Source organism: Streptomyces sp. NPDC079141 (genome assembly GCF_040686775.1).
In the GTDB taxonomy this organism is placed as follows: Bacteria; Actinomycetota; Actinomycetes; order Streptomycetales; family Streptomycetaceae; genus Streptomyces.
Genome location: NZ_JBFBLP010000016.1, coordinates 207,081 through 223,076, shown reverse-complemented (window position 1 = coordinate 223,076; position 15,996 = coordinate 207,081). Strand labels below are relative to the sequence as shown.

General features: G+C 71.9%; 16 protein-coding genes. 3 read left to right on the top strand and 13 right to left on the bottom strand.

The features are described 5' to 3' along the window. Positions 1-111: 111 nt before the first annotated feature. Positions 112-1,392 (bottom strand): MFS transporter, encoded by a 1,281-nt coding sequence (locus AB0Q90_RS33570; protein WP_363165338.1) that lies wholly within the window; start codon positions 1,390-1,392, stop codon positions 112-114. A gap of 63 nt (positions 1,393-1,455) precedes the next feature. On the opposite strand from AB0Q90_RS33570, the gene AB0Q90_RS33565 reads away from it, so the two are divergent. Then, a complete protein-coding gene (locus AB0Q90_RS33565) occupies positions 1,456-2,409 on the top strand; it encodes a LysR substrate-binding domain-containing protein (protein ID WP_363165337.1) in 954 nt (317 codons plus the stop codon). Positions 2,410-2,606: 197 nt separating this feature from the next. On the opposite strand, the gene AB0Q90_RS33560 is transcribed toward AB0Q90_RS33565, so the two are convergent. From AB0Q90_RS33560 to AB0Q90_RS33530, 7 genes are all read right to left on the bottom strand, one after another. Further along, positions 2,607-3,470, bottom strand: a complete 864-nt coding sequence (locus AB0Q90_RS33560) for an anchored repeat-type ABC transporter permease subunit (RefSeq protein ID WP_363165336.1) — start codon at positions 3,468-3,470, stop codon at positions 2,607-2,609. Next, positions 3,467-4,177 carry an anchored repeat-type ABC transporter ATP-binding subunit gene (locus tag AB0Q90_RS33555; RefSeq protein WP_363165335.1) on the bottom strand — a complete coding sequence of 237 codons (711 nt, stop codon included), beginning with the start codon at positions 4,175-4,177 and terminating at the stop codon, positions 3,467-3,469. The genes AB0Q90_RS33560 and AB0Q90_RS33555 overlap by 4 nt, the downstream gene beginning before the upstream one ends. After that, positions 4,174-5,622 (bottom strand): TIGR03773 family transporter-associated surface protein, encoded by a 1,449-nt coding sequence (locus AB0Q90_RS33550; protein ID WP_363165334.1) that lies wholly within the window; start codon positions 5,620-5,622, stop codon positions 4,174-4,176. Before AB0Q90_RS33550 ends, AB0Q90_RS33555 begins: the two co-directional genes overlap by 4 nt. Further along, positions 5,622-7,148: an anchored repeat ABC transporter, substrate-binding protein gene (locus tag AB0Q90_RS33545; RefSeq protein ID WP_363165333.1), complete on the bottom strand. Its 1,527-nt coding sequence runs from the start codon at positions 7,146-7,148 to the stop codon at positions 5,622-5,624. Before AB0Q90_RS33545 ends, AB0Q90_RS33550 begins: the two co-directional genes overlap by 1 nt. Next, entirely contained in the window at positions 7,145-8,746 is a 1,602-nt protein-coding gene (locus tag AB0Q90_RS33540; protein ID WP_363165332.1) for a choice-of-anchor M domain-containing protein, read from the bottom strand. Before AB0Q90_RS33540 ends, AB0Q90_RS33545 begins: the two co-directional genes overlap by 4 nt. Positions 8,747-8,790: 44 nt before the next feature. Next, a complete protein-coding gene (locus tag AB0Q90_RS33535) occupies positions 8,791-9,438 on the bottom strand; it encodes a choice-of-anchor M domain-containing protein (RefSeq protein WP_363165331.1) in 648 nt (215 codons plus the stop codon). Positions 9,439-9,564: 126 nt separating this feature from the next. Next, the gene (locus AB0Q90_RS33530; protein WP_363165330.1) at positions 9,565-10,326 is read right to left on the bottom strand and encodes an alpha/beta hydrolase; all 762 of its coding nucleotides are present in this window, start codon (positions 10,324-10,326) and stop codon (positions 9,565-9,567) included. A 113-nt stretch (positions 10,327-10,439) separates the two neighbouring features. On the opposite strand from AB0Q90_RS33530, the gene AB0Q90_RS33525 reads away from it, so the two are divergent. Then, positions 10,440-11,597: an adenosine deaminase gene (locus AB0Q90_RS33525; RefSeq protein ID WP_363165329.1), complete on the top strand. Its 1,158-nt coding sequence runs from the start codon at positions 10,440-10,442 to the stop codon at positions 11,595-11,597. 138 nt (positions 11,598-11,735) lie between these two features. Further along, the gene (locus AB0Q90_RS33520; RefSeq protein ID WP_363165328.1) at positions 11,736-12,095 is read left to right on the top strand and encodes an ATP-binding protein; all 360 of its coding nucleotides are present in this window, start codon (positions 11,736-11,738) and stop codon (positions 12,093-12,095) included. 80 nt (positions 12,096-12,175) lie between these two features. Here the strand turns inward: AB0Q90_RS33520 and AB0Q90_RS33515 are convergent, their stop codons facing one another. The 5 genes from AB0Q90_RS33515 to afsQ1 form a co-directional block, all read right to left on the bottom strand. Then, positions 12,176-12,376 carry a PspC domain-containing protein gene (locus tag AB0Q90_RS33515; RefSeq protein WP_363165327.1) on the bottom strand — a complete coding sequence of 67 codons (201 nt, stop codon included), beginning with the start codon at positions 12,374-12,376 and terminating at the stop codon, positions 12,176-12,178. A gap of 93 nt (positions 12,377-12,469) precedes the next feature. Then, positions 12,470-13,024, bottom strand: a complete 555-nt coding sequence (locus AB0Q90_RS33510) for a VanZ family protein (protein WP_363165325.1) — start codon at positions 13,022-13,024, stop codon at positions 12,470-12,472. A 92-nt stretch (positions 13,025-13,116) separates the two neighbouring features. After that, positions 13,117-13,719 carry a hypothetical protein gene (locus AB0Q90_RS33505; protein WP_363165324.1) on the bottom strand — a complete coding sequence of 201 codons (603 nt, stop codon included), beginning with the start codon at positions 13,717-13,719 and terminating at the stop codon, positions 13,117-13,119. Beyond that, positions 13,719-15,287 (bottom strand): HAMP domain-containing sensor histidine kinase, encoded by a 1,569-nt coding sequence (locus AB0Q90_RS33500; protein WP_363165323.1) that lies wholly within the window; start codon positions 15,285-15,287, stop codon positions 13,719-13,721. The genes AB0Q90_RS33505 and AB0Q90_RS33500 overlap by 1 nt, the downstream gene beginning before the upstream one ends. Continuing rightward, on the bottom strand, positions 15,284-15,961 hold the full coding sequence (gene afsQ1 / locus AB0Q90_RS33495; RefSeq protein ID WP_363165322.1) for a two-component system response regulator AfsQ1: 678 nt from the start codon (positions 15,959-15,961) through the stop codon (positions 15,284-15,286). Before afsQ1 ends, AB0Q90_RS33500 begins: the two co-directional genes overlap by 4 nt. Between the last annotated feature and the right edge of the window lie 35 nt (positions 15,962-15,996).

Genomic DNA, 15,996 nt, shown 5'->3' with positions numbered 1-15,996 from the left:
GGCGTTTGAGGAGTGGGGGTCCAGGCCGAAGCGGGGGTCTGGGGGCGGCAGCCCCCAGGGGACGGGAATGGGTAAGGGCGGCGGGGGCGAAAAAAGTCCCGGGCGGCCGGCTCAGTGCGCCGCCGCCACCGCCCCCCGCCGCGCGGCGACCCGGGCCGCTCGCGAGCCGAGAACCGTGATCGTCACGACGCCGAGCACTGCCAGCACGCCCACGCCCACCGTCCCGGCCCAGCCACCCGAGTGGAACGCCATCGCGCCGACCGTACTGCCGACACTGGAGCCGATGTAGTACGCGGACTGGTACAGCGCCGAGGCCTGCGCCCGCCCCCGCGTCGCCGCCTTGCTGACCGCCGACGACGCCACCGCGTGGCCCGCGAAGAAGCCACCGGTGATCAGCACCAGCCCCAGCAGCACCAGCACAAGCGAGTCCGCCAGGGACAGCAGCAGCCCCGCCGCCGTCGTACCGCCCGCCGCGTACAGCGCACCCCGGCGCCCGAGGCGGCCCACCAGCCGGCCGGCCGTCGACGCCGACACCGTACCCACCAGGTAGACGAGGAAGATCGAGCCCACGATGCCCTGCGGCAGCGAGAAGGGTTCCTCGGTCAGGCGGTAGCCGATCACCGTGTAGACGCCGCCGAACACCGTCATGAACAGCGCGCCGATCGCGTACAGGCGACGCAGCAGCGGGTCGGACAGGTGGTCGCGGACCGTCCGGGCCAGGACACGCGGCCGCAGGGAACCCGTCCTGAAGTGCTTCGGCGCCGGCAGCAGCAGCCGGAAGGCCACCGCGCACGCCACCGCGACCGCACCGATCACCCCGAGGGCGACCCGCCAGCCCCACTCCTGCGCGACCCAGCCGGTGACGACCCGGCCGCTCATCCCGCCCACGCTGTTGCCCGCGACGAACAGACCGATCGCCGTGATCAGCGCCTTCGGGCGGACCTCCTCCGCCAGATACGCCGTCGCCGAGGCCGGCAGCCCGGCCAGCGCCGCGCCCTGCACGGCCCGCAGCGCCACCAGCGCGGGCAGCGAGGGGGCGAAGGGAACCAGCAGACCCACGGTCACCGCGACCGCCAGCGAGGCCGTCATCACCGTACGGCGGCCGTACCGCTCCGACAGCGCGCTCATCGGGAGCACGAACAGCGCCAGACCACCCGTCGCCGCCGCCACCGTCCAGCTCGCTTCGCTCGCCGCCACCCCGAACTCGCCGGAGATCAGCGGCAGAAGGGCCTGTGTGGAGTACAGCAGCGCGAAGGTCGCCACGCCCGCGAGGAAGAGGGCGAAGCTCATCCGGCGGTAGCCGGGGCCGCCCGGGGTCATACGGGAGTCGGAGACGGGGACGGTTGCAGCGGCGCCCACGATGGTGGACGCCCCGGTACTGGCGGGAGACATGCCTCGAAGGTACGGACGCCCGTGTTGATCCGTCCAATGCATGGAATCGTCATAATCGTTCCCATGGAGCATCAGCAGAGGTCACAGGCGCGCCTGTCACCATCCAGTGACACAGAAGACATGGTGATGTTGCTGGCGCCACGCCTGGCGTACTTCGCCGGAGTCGCCCGCACCGAGCACGTCACCCGCGCCGCGCAGGAGATGCAGGTTCCGCAGTCCACCCTGTCCCGGGCCATGGTCCGGCTCGAACAGGACCTGGGCGTCGACCTGTTCGCCCGCCGCGGCCGCACCGTCTCCCTCACCCCGGCCGGGCGCACCTTCCTGGCCTCCGTCGAACGCGCCCTCGCCGAGATCGAGCGCGCCGCCGACGAGGTCCGTGCGGATGCCGACCCGGCCACCGGCAAGGTCGCCTTCGGCTTTCTGCACACGATGGGCGCCGAGACCGTGCCCGGACTGCTCCACACGTTTCGCGAGGACCATCCCCGGATCCGTTTCAGCCTCGTCCAGAACTACGGCGAGGCGATGATCGAGCGGCTGCGGGCGGGGGAGCTGGACCTGTGCCTGACCTCGCCGGTCCCGGACGCCCCCGACCTGGTCGCCCGCCGCCTCGACGAGCAGAAGCTGCGCCTGGTGGTCCCCGCCGACCACCGCCTCGCCGCCCGGAAACGGATCCGTCTCGCCGAGGCCGCCGACGAGGTCTTCGTGACCCTCGAACCCGGCTACGGCCTCCGCCGCATCACCGACGAGTTCTGCAAGGAGGCCGGCTTCAAGCCGCGCATCGCCTTTGAGGGGGAGGAGGCGGAGACCCTCCGGGGCCTGGTGGCGGCGGGTCTCGGCGTGGCACTGCTGCCCCCGCCCGCCGTCCCCCGCCCGGGGGTCGTCGAACTGACGGTCACGGCCCCGCGCGCGGTACGCGAGATCGGCGTCGCCTGGCTCGACGGCCGCCCGGACACACCACCGGTGGCGGCCTTCAAGAAGTTCCTGCTGTCCCAACGCGGCCACCTGCTGCCGGACTGACAGGCCGCCGGGGCGGCAGCCGCTGTCGCGGCGGCGGGCGTCACGTCACTGCGTCCGGCCGCGGCGGGCAGCCGTTGCCCGGCCGCCGTGCCGCCGGAGCGAGCAGGGGCCCGGTGCCGGACGGCGGGCGTCGCGTCATCGCGTTCAGCCCCGGCTGCCGCTGCCCGCCTGACCTGCCGCCGGGGCGGCGGCGGGCGTCACGGCACTGCCACCGGCGCCCTCCGCCCGACCCGCCCCCGGAACACCAGCCCGTGCCGAGGTGCCAGGCACCACACCAGCAGGAACAGGCCCGTCAGCACGACGACGATGGAGCCGCCGGCCGCCAGGTCGTAGCTGTACGACAGGTACAGCCCGGCCAGGCTGCCCGCGCAGCCGATCGTGGAGGCGAGGAGGGTCATGGCCCACAGGCGTTCGGTCAGCATGCGTGCGGTTGCGGCCGGGGTGATGAGGAGGGCGAGTACGAGCACGTTGCCGACGGCTTCCAGGGACATCACGATCGTGGAGGTGACGACGACGTACAGCGTGAGGTCGAGGCGGAAGACCGGCAGGCCCGCCGCCCGTGCCGTCTCCCGGTCCAGGCTGACCGCGAGCAGCTCCTTGCGCAGGGCGAGGACGACGGCCACGAGCACCGCGCCGATCCCGGCGACCGTCCACACGTCGCCCGGCGACACGGCCAGTACCTGTCCGAAGAGGAACGACGACAGGTCGGTCGTCCAGCTGTCCCGCGTCGACACGAGCACGATCCCGAGCCCGAACGCGAACGCGAAGAACACGCCGATGACGGTGTCCTCCTTCAGCCGCCGGTTCTGCGACACGAACGCGATGAGCACCGAGGTGACGACGCCGGCCACCGCGCCCCCGAGCAGCAGGTTGCCCTCGAAGGTGTAGGCGAGGGCCACGCCCGGGAACGCCGAGTGCGCCACCGCGTCCCCGATGAACGCCATTCCGCGCAGCACGACGTACACACCTACGACCCCGCAGACCACCCCGATGACGGCGGCGACGGCGAACGCCCGCTGCATGAACGGCAGGTCCCAGGGTTCCAGGAGAAAGTCGATCACCCTGCCACCGCCCCCATCGCGCGGTCCAGGCCGAACGCCCGCAGCATCTGCTCCGGCTGGGCGAGCAGCTCCGGCCCGCCCTCCGCGACGACCGTCCGGTTGATCAGCACCACGCGGTCGCAGGTGCGGGCGGCGGCGGCCAGGTCGTGGGTGGTCATCAGCAGTGCCGTGCCCTCGGCGGCCAGCCGGCCGAAGAGCTCGTTGAGGAGCTCCTGCGTGGGCACGTCCACGCCGGTGAACGGCTCGTCGAGCAGCAGGATCCGCGGCTCGGCCGCCAACGCCCGTGCCACCAGCACCCGTTGACGCTGGCCGCCGGACAGTTCGCCGACCGGCCGGCGGGCCAGGCCGGTGAGCCCGGCCAGCTCCAGCGCCCGCGCGGCGGCCTCCCGGTCGGCCGCCCGCGGTCGCCGCAGCCAGCCGATGGAGCGGGTACGTCCGGTCAGCACCGCTCCGGCGACGTCGATGGGGAAGTCCCAGGCGAATTCGTGCCGTTGCGGCACATAGCCGGGCCGGGAGGCCACCGATACCGTCCCCGCGGCGAGCGGGACCAGCCCGAGGACCGCCCGCAACAAGGTCGTCTTTCCTGCGCCGTTGGGCCCGATCAGCCCCACCAGCTCACCGCCCGCCACAGTGAGCGAGGCGTCCTCAAGGGCGTGGCGCCCGCCGAGCACGACGGACACCGACTCCACGCCGAGCAGCGGCTTCACGCTTCCCCGCCCCGCCGCCGACGCCGTACGGCCCACACGGCGCCGCCCCCGGCGAGCGCCAGCCCCGCGGCCGTCGCGCCGACGAGCGCGGGGCTGCCGGCGCCCGTGCTGGCCATGGACCCGGAGGAATCCGAACCCTTCGCGTTCTGCGCCGAGGAGGAGCCCGTGGAGCCCGGCGCATCCGTCGACGGCTCGGCCGACGAGCCCGAACCACCCCCGGGACTCACCGAGTTCGGATCCCCGTCCCCGACCACGAACGTCACCGTCTCGGTGTCGCTCACCGCCGTGCCGTCGGCCAGCTTTCCGCTCATCCTGAAGGTGAGCCGGTAGGTGCCCTCCTTCGTGAACGCCCAGCCGCCGTGGGCGTGTGTGTTGCGCGGCACCTCGATCGAGTCCGGCACTCCGTCCTCGCTGTTGAACAGGACCTCGGCGCCCGACATCGCGTCGTACGTGTACAGCGCGTACGTGCCCGGCCCCTGGGCGCCGGTGAGGGAGAAGGTGACCCCGCCCTTCGTGGCGCCCGCCTCGATGTTGTCGGTGGACCAGCCGGGCCACAGCAGGCCCTCCTGCTGCACCTGGTCGAGCAGCCAGACCGGGTCCCCGCTCTTGCCCAGGAAGGCGAACTCGTCCCCGTCCGGCAGGGTGTTCTTCGCCGCCGGCTTCACGTGCAGGACGACGGAGGAGGGCTCACGCCAGGTGGTCTCCCCGGGCACGGTGCCGTCCTTGACGTGAATCTGGAGCCTGCGGTCCACGACCCGGGCGGCGAAGTCGATGTGCCCCTCGTCGAGGACCTTCTTCTCGGACACGACATCGTCGGCGGCCGCGGCGACGGACGTACGGGCCGAGGTGAGCGCCGACTTGGCCTCCGGGGCCGACAGCGTCGGCGTCGGGGAGGGCGCGGTCGAGGGGACGGCGGCGACCGGCTCCTCCTCCGCAACCGAAGTCTCCCCGACCACCACCGTGTAAGCGGTCCCCACGGACCGCTCCTCCCCGTCCGCCCCCGTGGCGTCCGCGGAGAAGATCAGCCGGTACGTCCCCTCCTCGCTGAACTCCCAACGCGTGTCGTCCCGTTCGCCCACGGGGAGAGCGACCCGGTCCTCCTGCTCGTCCGCCGTGTCGAAGAGGGTCGCGTCCTGCCCGTACACCTTCAGCTCGCCCGGGCCGTCGAGCCCGGTCAGCGACCAGTGCACGGTGTCTTTGGCCACGGCCCCGGCCGGCACCCCGGTGGTGTCCCAGCCGGGCGCCGAGGCCTCCGCGGCGCCTGCCTCGGCGACCTCGATCAGGTGGGTGCCCTCGGCGGGGTCGAGGCTCAGCGCGCCGTCCGCCCAGGCGATCCGGCCGAGGCCGGGCTCCTGCGTACCCTCGTCCGCGGCGACGGCTGCCGGGCCGCCCGCGAGCGTGGCGGCGAGCGCCACGGCCACCGCGATCCGTTCCCTGGCCCTCATCAGGCTTCCTTCCCAAGGCACTTGGCGAGCTCCGTCGCGTTGTGCCGCATCATCGATACGTAGTCGTGGATCTTGTCGTCGAAGGAGTCGCCGTAGATCGTGCAGACCCCGACGCCCTCGTCCTGGGCGACCCGTTGGAGCACATCGGCGCGTGCGGCCAGGTTGGGCTCCAGGAACACGGACGGGACGCGCTGCTCGCGGATGGTGTCGCCGAGCCGTTCGACCTCGGCGGCGCTGGGCTCCTGGTTGGGCACGGGCACGACGAAGCCGGCGATCTCCATGCCGTACGCCTCGGCGAGATAGCCGAAGGCGTCGTGCGTGGTGATGAGTTTGCGGTTGCGCTCCGGGACGGTCGCGAGCTTCTCGGCGACCTCCTGGTCGAGCGCGCCCAGCTCCTTGAGGAAGGCCGCGGCGTTCCTCTCGTACGCCTTGCGGCCCTTGGGGTCGGCCTTGCTCAACTCGGCCTCGATCCGGCGGACATAGGCCTCGGCGTTGGCGACGTCCTCCCAGGCGTGCGGGTCGGTGTCGCCGTGCACATGCTTGCCGAGCACGGCCTGCGGCAGCACCCACAGCGGGTCGCCGGCCTCGCCGAGGAAGGAGTACGGCGCCTCCTTCGGCACCGACTCCCGGGCCCGGTCGGGCACGTCGAGGACGACCTCGTCGGCGTCGAGCCGGGTCCGCTCGCCGGTCTCCTTGTCGTCGGTGCGGACGTACACCTTCCCCGACTCGGCGTCGAGCGCGACGTCGGCGTGCCCGCCGTCGAGCACGGTGGCACCCTCGGGCGCCTCGGTGCCGTCGCCGACGGCGAACGTGAACGTCCCGCTGCCGAACGCCTGCGACGCCGTGCCGTCGAGCGCCTCGGTGCGGCCCTCGACGGTGAGCCGGTAGGTGCCCGGCTCGCTGAACGCCCAGTTGACGTGCGTGTGCGCCTCGGGCGGCAGGGCGAAGGAGTCCGAGCCGTCGAAGCCGTCGGCGGAGTCGACGTACACCTTCGGCTTGCCGAGCGTGTCGGTGAGATAGACGCGCAGCTCGCCCGGCCCCTCCAACTTCGTAGCGGTCGTACGGACTTGGGAGCCCTCGCCCGCGACCTCGCCCTCGACGGCCCAGCCGAGCCAGAGGACGTCGAGCCCGAGGTCCTCCTCCAGCTCGATGACCTGGCCGCCGTACTGCTCCAGCCGCTCGGCGATCTCGATCTTCGGCGCGGACTTCGGCGCGTTGTTGTGGACCATCTTCATGATCCCGGGCTCTTCGAGCAGCAGTCCGTTGCTGAAGACGAGGTCGGCCCGGGCGACGGTCGCCGCGTCGCCGGGGCTCGGCTCGTAGGAGTGCGGGTCGCCGTGGTGCGGCACGATCGACGTCACGTCCACGCGGTCACCACCTACCCGGCGCACCAGGTCGGCGATGATCGCGGTGGTCGTCGACACCCTCAACTCGGCGTCCGACGCCCCCTGTTCGCCCGCCCGGCACCCGCTCAGCAGCACACACCCCGCGGCCAGCGAGGCGAGCACCCCTCGTCCCGCCCTCATGACGCGCTACGACGCTGTCGGCGCCGTACGACGAACACCGCACCCGCGCCGAGCAGCAGCGCGGCCAGCGCGGTCCCCGCGAGGACGGCGGCACCGGAACCGGTCGAGGCGAGCGAGCCGGTGACGGTGGTGCCCGAACCGCCGGTCGTGCCGGTGGTGGCCGGGGCGGACGGCGAAGGCGTGACGGGATCCGACGGGGACGGCGACGTCGACGTCGGATCCGGCTCCGACGGGGACGGCGTCGCCGAGGCCGTCGCGGTCGGCGTCGCCGTCGGCTCGTCGCCCGTGCCCGGCCGCACCGTCCCCGGGTCCACGTCGTCGCCGACGACCCAGGCGACCGTCTCGGTGTCGCTGACCTGCGTGCCGTCGGCGCGGGTGGCGCTGACGGTCCAAGTGGTGCGGTAGACGCCCTCGGCGGTGAAGGCCCAGTAGTTGTGCCGGTGGGTGCCGCCGTTGATGGTCAGCGCGTCGGGCAGTCCGTCGCCGCTGTTGATCTGGATGTCCTGGCCGGACAGCGCGTCCGAGTCGAACACCGCGACGTTCCCGGGGCCCTGGAGGGAGTCGAGCCGGTAGGTGATCCTGCCGTCGAGCGCGGTCCGGGGCCACTCCGAGGTGGACCAGCCGGGCCACACGATGTCCGGGTGCTGGCTCATCGGCAGCCACCACACCGGGTCACCGGGGGTGCCCAGGAACTCGTGGCCCTCGGGGATCTTCCGGCGCGCGACGGCGCCCACATGGAGGACGACCTCGCCCGGCTCGTACCAGTCGTAGTCCTCCGCGGTCCCTTCCTTGATCCGGAACTCCAGGTCGCCGTCCAGGTTGCGGGCCGCCAGGTCGAGGTGGCCCTTGGCGATGACATGCGCCGCCGGACCGGTGGGCGTGGGGCTCGTGGTCGCGGAGTCCGTCGGGCTCGGGGTCGGGCTAGCCGTCGGTGTGGCGCCGTCGCCGGGCAGTACGCCGGCCGGGTCGACGTCGTCGCCCACGACCACGGCGAGGGTCTCGGTGTCGGTGGCGGTGCCGTGGGTCACGGTGAAGGTCAGGCGGTACACGCCCTCGGTGGTGAACATCCAGATGGGCAGCAGCCGTTCACGGTCGCCGGACAGCGTGAAGGACCGCGGGGCGGCGGCGGTGCTTCCGAGGTGGATGTCCGGGGCCTGGTCCGACCAGTCCATCTCCTGGGTGTGGGTGAACATGCCGAAGTCGCCGGGTCCGTCGTACCCGGACAGCGTCACCTCGGTGTCGCCGCCCGCCTCGGTTCCCTGCCAGCCGGGCTCGGGCGCGAAGAGGTCCGCGGACGCCCAGCCGTTGAGCTGCCAGGTGTCCTGGTCCGTGGTGCCGAGCTGGTTGGCGGCCGGGTTCGGGGTGTACTGCAGGGACAGCTGCGGTACGTGCAGGACCACGGCCGACGGTTCGCGCACGACCGGAGTGCCGCCACTGCGGTCGTCGATCTGCAACTGGAGCTCTCCGTCGACGACCCGGGGGGTGAAGTCCAGCTCGCCGTCGTCCAGCACGACGGCACCGCCGGCGGCGCGGGCATCCCCGCTGCCGCCGGCGACCAGCCCTGCCGCGCCCACGAGTACCGCGACCGCCGCGGTCACAGCCGCGGTCGTCCATGCGCGTCCGCCGCGCGTCAGGGCCCTCATCACGAGCTGACGACGACGGTGTACGTCTCGGTGGCGGTCTTGGCGACCCCGCCGACCGTGCCGGAGACACGGAACGTCAGCCGGTAGGTGCCGGCCTCCTCGAAGGCCCAGTTGGCGTGGTTGTGGGTGGCGACGCCGAAGGACTTGGACTTGTAGCTGGTGGTGGCGGTGTTGCTGTCGTACCAGCGGACACCGGCGCCCGCGTAGACGCTGAAGTCGTCGGTGGCGGCGCCGTTTCTGGTGGAGCTGACCAGGGTGTAGGTGACGGTGTCGTTGGCGAAGACGCCGGTGGTCAGGTGCTCGGTGGAGATGCCCGGGAAGAGCACGCCGGCCGCGTCGGCCTCGGCCTCGGTGTCCGGCAGCAGCCAGATCTGGCTGCCGGTGCCGAGGAAGCCGTAGCCCGGGTTGGTGACCTTGGCGGCGGCGGGCACGTTCAGGGTGACGTCCGCCGGTTCGTACTCGGTGTTGGTCTCCTCGTCGTGGACGTGCAGGTGCAGGGCGGTGCCGTCCCACTCGGCGTCGAGCACGTCGACGTGGCCGGAGGAGAGGGCGGTGGCGGCGACGGCCGGGGTGGCCGCGAGTGCGCCGAGCGCGAGGGCCGCGGCGGCGGTGCCGGAAACGGTCAGAGTGCGGGTGAAGGTACGCAAAATGATCCCCCCTGGATCAGACCTCGGTCATGGGCATGCCCAGTCGGGCATGTAAAGACGATAATCATTTTCAGTAACGAGGTGCAAGGGGGTCTTGAGGGATCCGGGGGAGAAGCGTGAAGGTCGTTACCGCCGCAGCGACCGGCCGAAGCCCGCCGCCAGCGGCATCCGCAGCCCCAGCGGGGGCGGCGCCGCGAACGCGTCCGCGACCGGCCGGGAGAAGGCCCGCCCGAACAGCGCCCCCATGACAAAGTCCTCGGCCAGAGCGAGGACTTCGTCGCGGTGCTGGTGCAACCCATGGCCGTCGGAGTGCACTTCGAACCGGCACACGTCCCGGTTCGCCTTCTTCGCCCGCGCCGCCAGCCGGAACGACAGCTCGGGGTCGGTCCGCTGGTCGTTCGTGCCGTGCACCATCAGCACCTGCCGCCCGACGAGCTGCTTCACCGGTTCGGGTGGCACGGCCACGTCCTCCTCCGGCAGCCAAGGGGCGATCGCCAGTACGGAGTTGACGGCCTCATGCCCGCCCGCGTGCAGCGCGGCCCGGCCGCCCATGTCGAACCCGGCAAGGCAGACGGGAACGTCGCCATAGCGCCGTACGGCCTCGTCCGCGGCCCAGTTTGCGTCGTGCGCGAGGCCGGCCTCGGCGCCGTTCCAGCCGCGGTAGCGGTAGTGCACGACGTGCACGGCCAGGCCGTCCTCGCGCGCCGCGCGGGTCAGCCGCCGCCCCAGGGCGCGCACCGATGCCGCCGCCAACATCGGCGAGGGGCGCCGATGTGAGGTCTCGTCACCTCCGGGGAGCAGCAGCACCACCCCGCTCACGGTCGTCGGTTCCGGGCCGAGCGGCCTCCCCAGCCGGGCGGTCCGAACCGGCGTCGCTTGCTGTGCCATGACAGAACAGTGTCAGAAGCATGGGTGTACGCCACCCGTCCGTGCGGTCACCGTTACGTATCGACGGATTCGTACAACAAGCGCTCTACGCGCGTAGGAATTAGAATGCGGAAATGACGAGCCAGACCATCGCGAACACCCCGACTCCGGATCAGATCCGCCGGGCGCCCAAGGTTCTGCTGCACGACCACCTCGACGGCGGCCTCCGCCCCGGGACCATCGTCGAACTCGCCCGCGACAGCGGGTACTCCCAGCTCCCCGAGACCGACCCCGACAAGCTCGGCGTCTGGTTCCACGAGGCCGCCGACTCCGGCTCCCTGGAACGCTATCTGGAGACCTTCTCGCACACCGTCGGCGTGATGCAGACCCGCGAGGCCCTCGTGCGGGTCGCCACCGAGTGCGCCGTCGACCTCGCCGAGGACGGCGTCGTCTACGCCGAGGTGCGCTACGCCCCCGAGCAGCACCTGGAGGGCGGCCTCACCCTGGAACAGGTCGTCGAGGCCGTCAACGAGGGCTTCCGGGAAGGCGAACGGCAGGCCCGCGAGAACGGCCACCGCATCCGCGTCGGCGCCCTGCTCACCGCCATGCGGCACGCCGCCCGCGCCCTGGAGATCGCCGAACTCGCCAACCGCTACCGGGACCTGGGCGTGGTCGGTTTCGACATCGCCGGCGCCGAGGCCGGTCACCCGCCCACCCGGCACCTCGACGCCTTCGAGTACCTCAAGCGCGAGAACAACCACTTCACCATCCACGCGGGCGAGGCCTTCGGGCTGCCGTCGATCTGGCAGGCCCTCCAGTGGTGCGGCGCCGACCGGCTCGGGCACGGGGTGCGCATCATCGACGACATCCAGGTGCACGCCGACGGCTCGGTCAAGCTCGGCCGGCTCGCCTCCTATGTACGGGACAAGCGCATCCCGCTGGAGCTGTGCCCCAGCTCCAACCTCCAGACCGGGGCCGCGGACTCCTATGCCGCGCACCCGATCGGCCTGCTGCGCCGACTGCACTTCCGGGCGACGGTGAACACCGACAACCGGCTGATGTCCCACACCAGCATGAGCCGGGAATTCGAGCATCTTGTCGACGCATTCGGTTACACGCTCGACGACCTGCAGTGGTTCTCCGTCAATGCGATGAAATCAGCGTTCATTCCTTTCGATGAACGACTCGCGATGATCAATGACGTCGTCAAGCCCGGATATGCCGAGCTGAAGTCCGAGTGGCTGTTCCGGCAGACCGCCTCCACCAGCGGTTCTGTCGAAGAACAGGGCTGACCGGGGAATTTACGGACCGAGGAAATGCGGATGGGCGTTCACAATCCGTCCGCATTTCGATGTTTGCGGCCGGTGCCTCGTCATGTTTACGGTCTTGGACCGCTCACATCCCCGTCATCCATTTCGAGGACGCATTCAATGAAGCAGTCTGCTGCCAAGACCCTCGGTGTCGCCGCCCTCGGTGCCGCCTTCGCCGCCACCGGCGCGGGTGCCGCGAGCGCGGCCCCTGCCGCGCCGGACGCCGGCTCGGCGCTGGACACGGTCACCCGGACGCTCCCCGCCGAGAACGTCTCCAAGGCGCTGCCGGGTGCCGGCCAGGCCCTGGCGCAGGGCCAGAGCGCGCTGGGCACCAGCCTGGCCGCCGCCCAGCCGGTTGCGGAGAAGGTCCTCGCCGACGGCCCGACCAAGCCGGTCGCCGGTCTCCTCGGCGGACTGCCGGTGGGCCAGACGGGCCTGCCCACGAGCGGTCTGCCCGTGAACGGCATCCCGCTGGGCTGAGCGGCCCGCGAACGCGCCGGCGGGGCGCACCTCCTGGACACGGGGTGCGCCCCGTCGGCGTATGCGGAAGGGGGGCGGGGTCACCAGGCGGTGCGTGCCTTGCTCTCCGAGGGCAGCAGGATCCACAGCGCTATGTAGAGCAGGAACTGCGGGCCCGGCAGCAGACAGGAGAGCACGAAGATCACACGCATCGTGGTGGCGGAGGTACCGAAGCGTCGCGCCAGCGCGGCGCACACTCCGCCGATCATGCGGCCGTTGGTGGGTCGGGCGAGGCGGGACATCTGCGGCTCCTTCGCGAGCGTCGGCCGGAGGCGGCCCGTTGGCTGCCTCAACTGATATCCACGCTACGCAGACCAAAGGAACAAAGCGTCGCTCTACGGTGCGATCCCGACCCTGGGAATCGTCGGGGTCCGACCCTGAGGAGCCTCCCCCTGAGGGGTGGCCGTGCCGTGTGCGCGCTCGGTCCTGCGGCGGAGCCAGTGGCGTGCCGCCGGTACCACCGCCGTATGCGCGAGCGCGATCCCCACGGTGTTCAGGAGCAGGGAGTCGACGTCCACGACCTGGCCCGGCACCCCGGTCTGCAGCAGTTCGATGCCGAGGGAGATCAGGGCGCCGGCGAGGACCGTGCGGAACAGTGAGCCGAGCGGGGAGACGGTGATTCTGCCGTGCACCGCGGGGAGCAGTACGCCGAGCGGGGCGAGCAGGGCCAGGCCCTCGACGATGCGGCGGGCGGCCTCCTGCCAGCCCAGGGCCAGCTCCGCCTCGATGCCGGCGAACGGGCGCAGGTTGGGTGGCATCACCCAGGGGACGTCCAGGGGGCGCAGCGTGAGCCAGGCGACGAATGCGAGATGTGCGACGAGGAGGGTGCCTCCCGTCGCGCGGATGCGGAACGCGGCGGTGTCGCTGCCGCTGGAGCCTGGACGCTGCACGACCCCCTAGACGCCGGGGCCGGGAGTCTTGGTTCCGGGTGAGGTGCGTGCCACATCGGTTGGGTGGCATCCGAGGGCCGGGCGGGCGCCTCTCAGCCGTCCGTCACCTCTGTCGACGCCGGTTCCTCCGTGTCCGGCCGTGCCCTGACCTCGTCCGTGCACTCGTAGCGGTGCAGCGGGTCGTGGTCCGGGCCGCCCAGGATGACCGAGCCGTCGCCCTCCGCCGCGGCCGAGTCGGAGAAGGTGCAGACGATCTGGGCGAGGGCGGCGGGGGCGAGGGCGTCGGGCGGGGTGCTCAGGCGGAGGGCGTCGTCGGGGTCGCCGGGGCGCGGGCCCTTCACGGACAGTCCGGTGGGGACGTCGGTGGTGTAGCCGGCCTCCGCCTCGGTGGCCGACGGTGTCTCCGCCAGCTCGTCCAGCAGCCCCTGGGCGACCAGCATGCGCCGCTGCGAGTCCGCGGCGCCGTCCGGCACCCGTACGGTCCGGTCGACAGCCACCAGCGAGGAGCGGCACAGCAGGAACACCTGCGCGGGCAGCCCGCGCGAGGCCTGGGTCGACACCTCCGGCCCGGCGAGCGAGCACTGCACCCGTGAGGGCGCGGGGCCGAAGTCGGTCGGCACCTCCGTGGACCGGATCCCGCACCCGGCGAGCAGCCCGGCGAGCAGGAGGAGCGCCGGCAGCCGGCGTACGGTCATCAGACGTCACCCTTCGCGTCCGCGGCCTTGTGCTCCTCGGCCTCCTCCGTCAGCGACGAGGCGTCCTGGGGCAGCCGCAGCGTGAACACGGCGCCCGAGTCGGGGGAGTTGGCGGCAGTGATCTCGCCGCCGTGGATGTGCGCGTTCTCCAGGGCGATGGACAGACCGAGCCCGCTGCCCTCGGAACGGGGGCGGGAGGCGCTCGCCTTGTAGAAGCGGTCGAAGACGTGCGGCAGGACGTCCTCGGGGATACCGGGCCCGTGGTCCCGTACCGCGATCACCACCTCGTCGTCCGCCTCGCGCACCGACACCCGCACCGGCGAGCCCCCGTGCTTGAGGGCGTTGCCGATGAGGTTGGCCAGGATGACGTCCAGGCGGCGCGGGTCGAGCCGGGCGTGGATACCGCGTTCGGCGTCCAGGTCGACCGCGTCGAGCCAGGCGCGCGCGTCGATGCACGCGGTGATCTGGTCGGCGACGTCGACGTCGTCCAGAACCAGCCGGGCGGTGCCCGCGTCGAAGCGGGTGACCTCCATCAGGTTCTCGACCAGGTCGTTCAGCCGCCGTGTCTCGCTGACGACGAGCCGGACGGCCGGCTCGATCATCGGGTCCATGCTGCCGGTCTCCGCCTCCAGCTCCTCCTCCAGCACCTCGGTGACGGCGGTGATGGCGGTGAGCGGCGTGCGCAGTTCGTGGGACATGTCGGCGACGAACCGCCGGGAGGCCTCGTCGCGCGCGGCCATGTCCGCGACCCGTTTCTCCAGCGCCTCGGCCGCGTTGTTGAACGTCCGCGACAGATCGGCCAGTTCGTCCGTGCCCGACACCCTGAGCCGGGTGTCCAGCTTGCCCTCGCCGAGCCGCCGCGCGGCAACTCCCAGCCGGTGCACGGGTTTGAGCACGGTCGTGGCGGCGGCCTGCGCGAGCAGCGCGGAGCCGATCAGCGCCAGACCGGTGGCGATCCCCAGTGACCAGGCGAGGGAGTTGAGGTCCTTGGCCTCCGGCTCCAGCGACTTGAGCATGTAGCCGGTCGGCCCGCCGCCGATCACCTTCGTCCCGGCGACCAGGTAGGGGGTGTCGTCCTCCACGATCCGCTGCCAGTACAGGTGGTAGGCGTACTTGTTGGTGGAGCCGACCGTCTGCTCGTCGTTGACCGCCTCGCGCAGCGACTTGGGAACGTCCTTCAGCATGAAGCCGTTGAGCCCGCCCGAACTGCCGGACACGGTCTCGCCGTCGGCGTTCTCGCCGATGAGCAGCACGCTGAACTTCTGGCTGCTGTTGGACATCTGCTCCGCGGTGCGCTGGAGCTCGAACTGCGTCGGCCGCTCGGGCAGCACACCCGCCCGATTCTGCATCTCCTGCCGGAAGTCGCGCAGCACCGCGTCCTGGGTACGGGTGAGCACGGCCTCGCGGTTGAGCCAGTAGGCGATCCCGGACGCGGAGACGGCGGCGGTGAGTGCCACCAGACCGAACACGACGACCAGGCGCAGCCGCAGACTGGTGAAGCGCAGCCGGGACCAGACTCCCTTGCGAGCCGCGACCCAGCCGCGGAACCCCCCTTGCGCCTGTGTCACTGAGGCGCGTCCAGCCGGTAGCCGACTCCGCGGACCGTACGGATCAGCGTCGGGGACGACGGCACGTCCTCGACCTTGGCGCGCAGCCGCTGCACACAGGCGTCCACCAGCCGCGAGTCACCGAGGTAGTCGTGCTCCCACACCAGCCGCAGCAGCTGCTGCCGCGACAGCGCCTGGCCCGGCCGCCGGCTCAGCTCCAGCAGCAGCCTGAGCTCGGTCGGCGTGAGCTGGAGGTCCTCGCCGTTCTTGGTCACGGTCATCGCCGCACGGTCGATGACCAGGCTGCCGAAGCTCGCCGAGTCGTTCGACTCCCGCTCCCCGCGCCGCAGCACGGCCCGGATCCGGGCGTCGAGCACCCGCCCCTGCACGGGTTTGACGACGTAGTCGTCGGCACCGGACTCCAGGCCGACCACCACGTCGATGTCGTCGCTGCGCGCGGTCAGCAGAATGATCGGCAGCTGGTCGGTGCGCCGGATGCGACGGCACACCTCGAAGCCGTCGATGCCGGGCAGCATCACGTCCAGCACGATCAGGTCCGGCCGCTGCTCACGCAGCAGCTTCAGCCCGTCCTCGCCGGTGGCAGCAGTGGCCACGCGGTGCCCCTGGCGCGTCAGTGAGAGCTCCAGGGCCGTCCGGATGGCGTCGTCGTCCTCGATCAGCAACAGGGAAGGCACGGGGCTCATTCTGGCCCATGGCGGGGCGCGGTTTC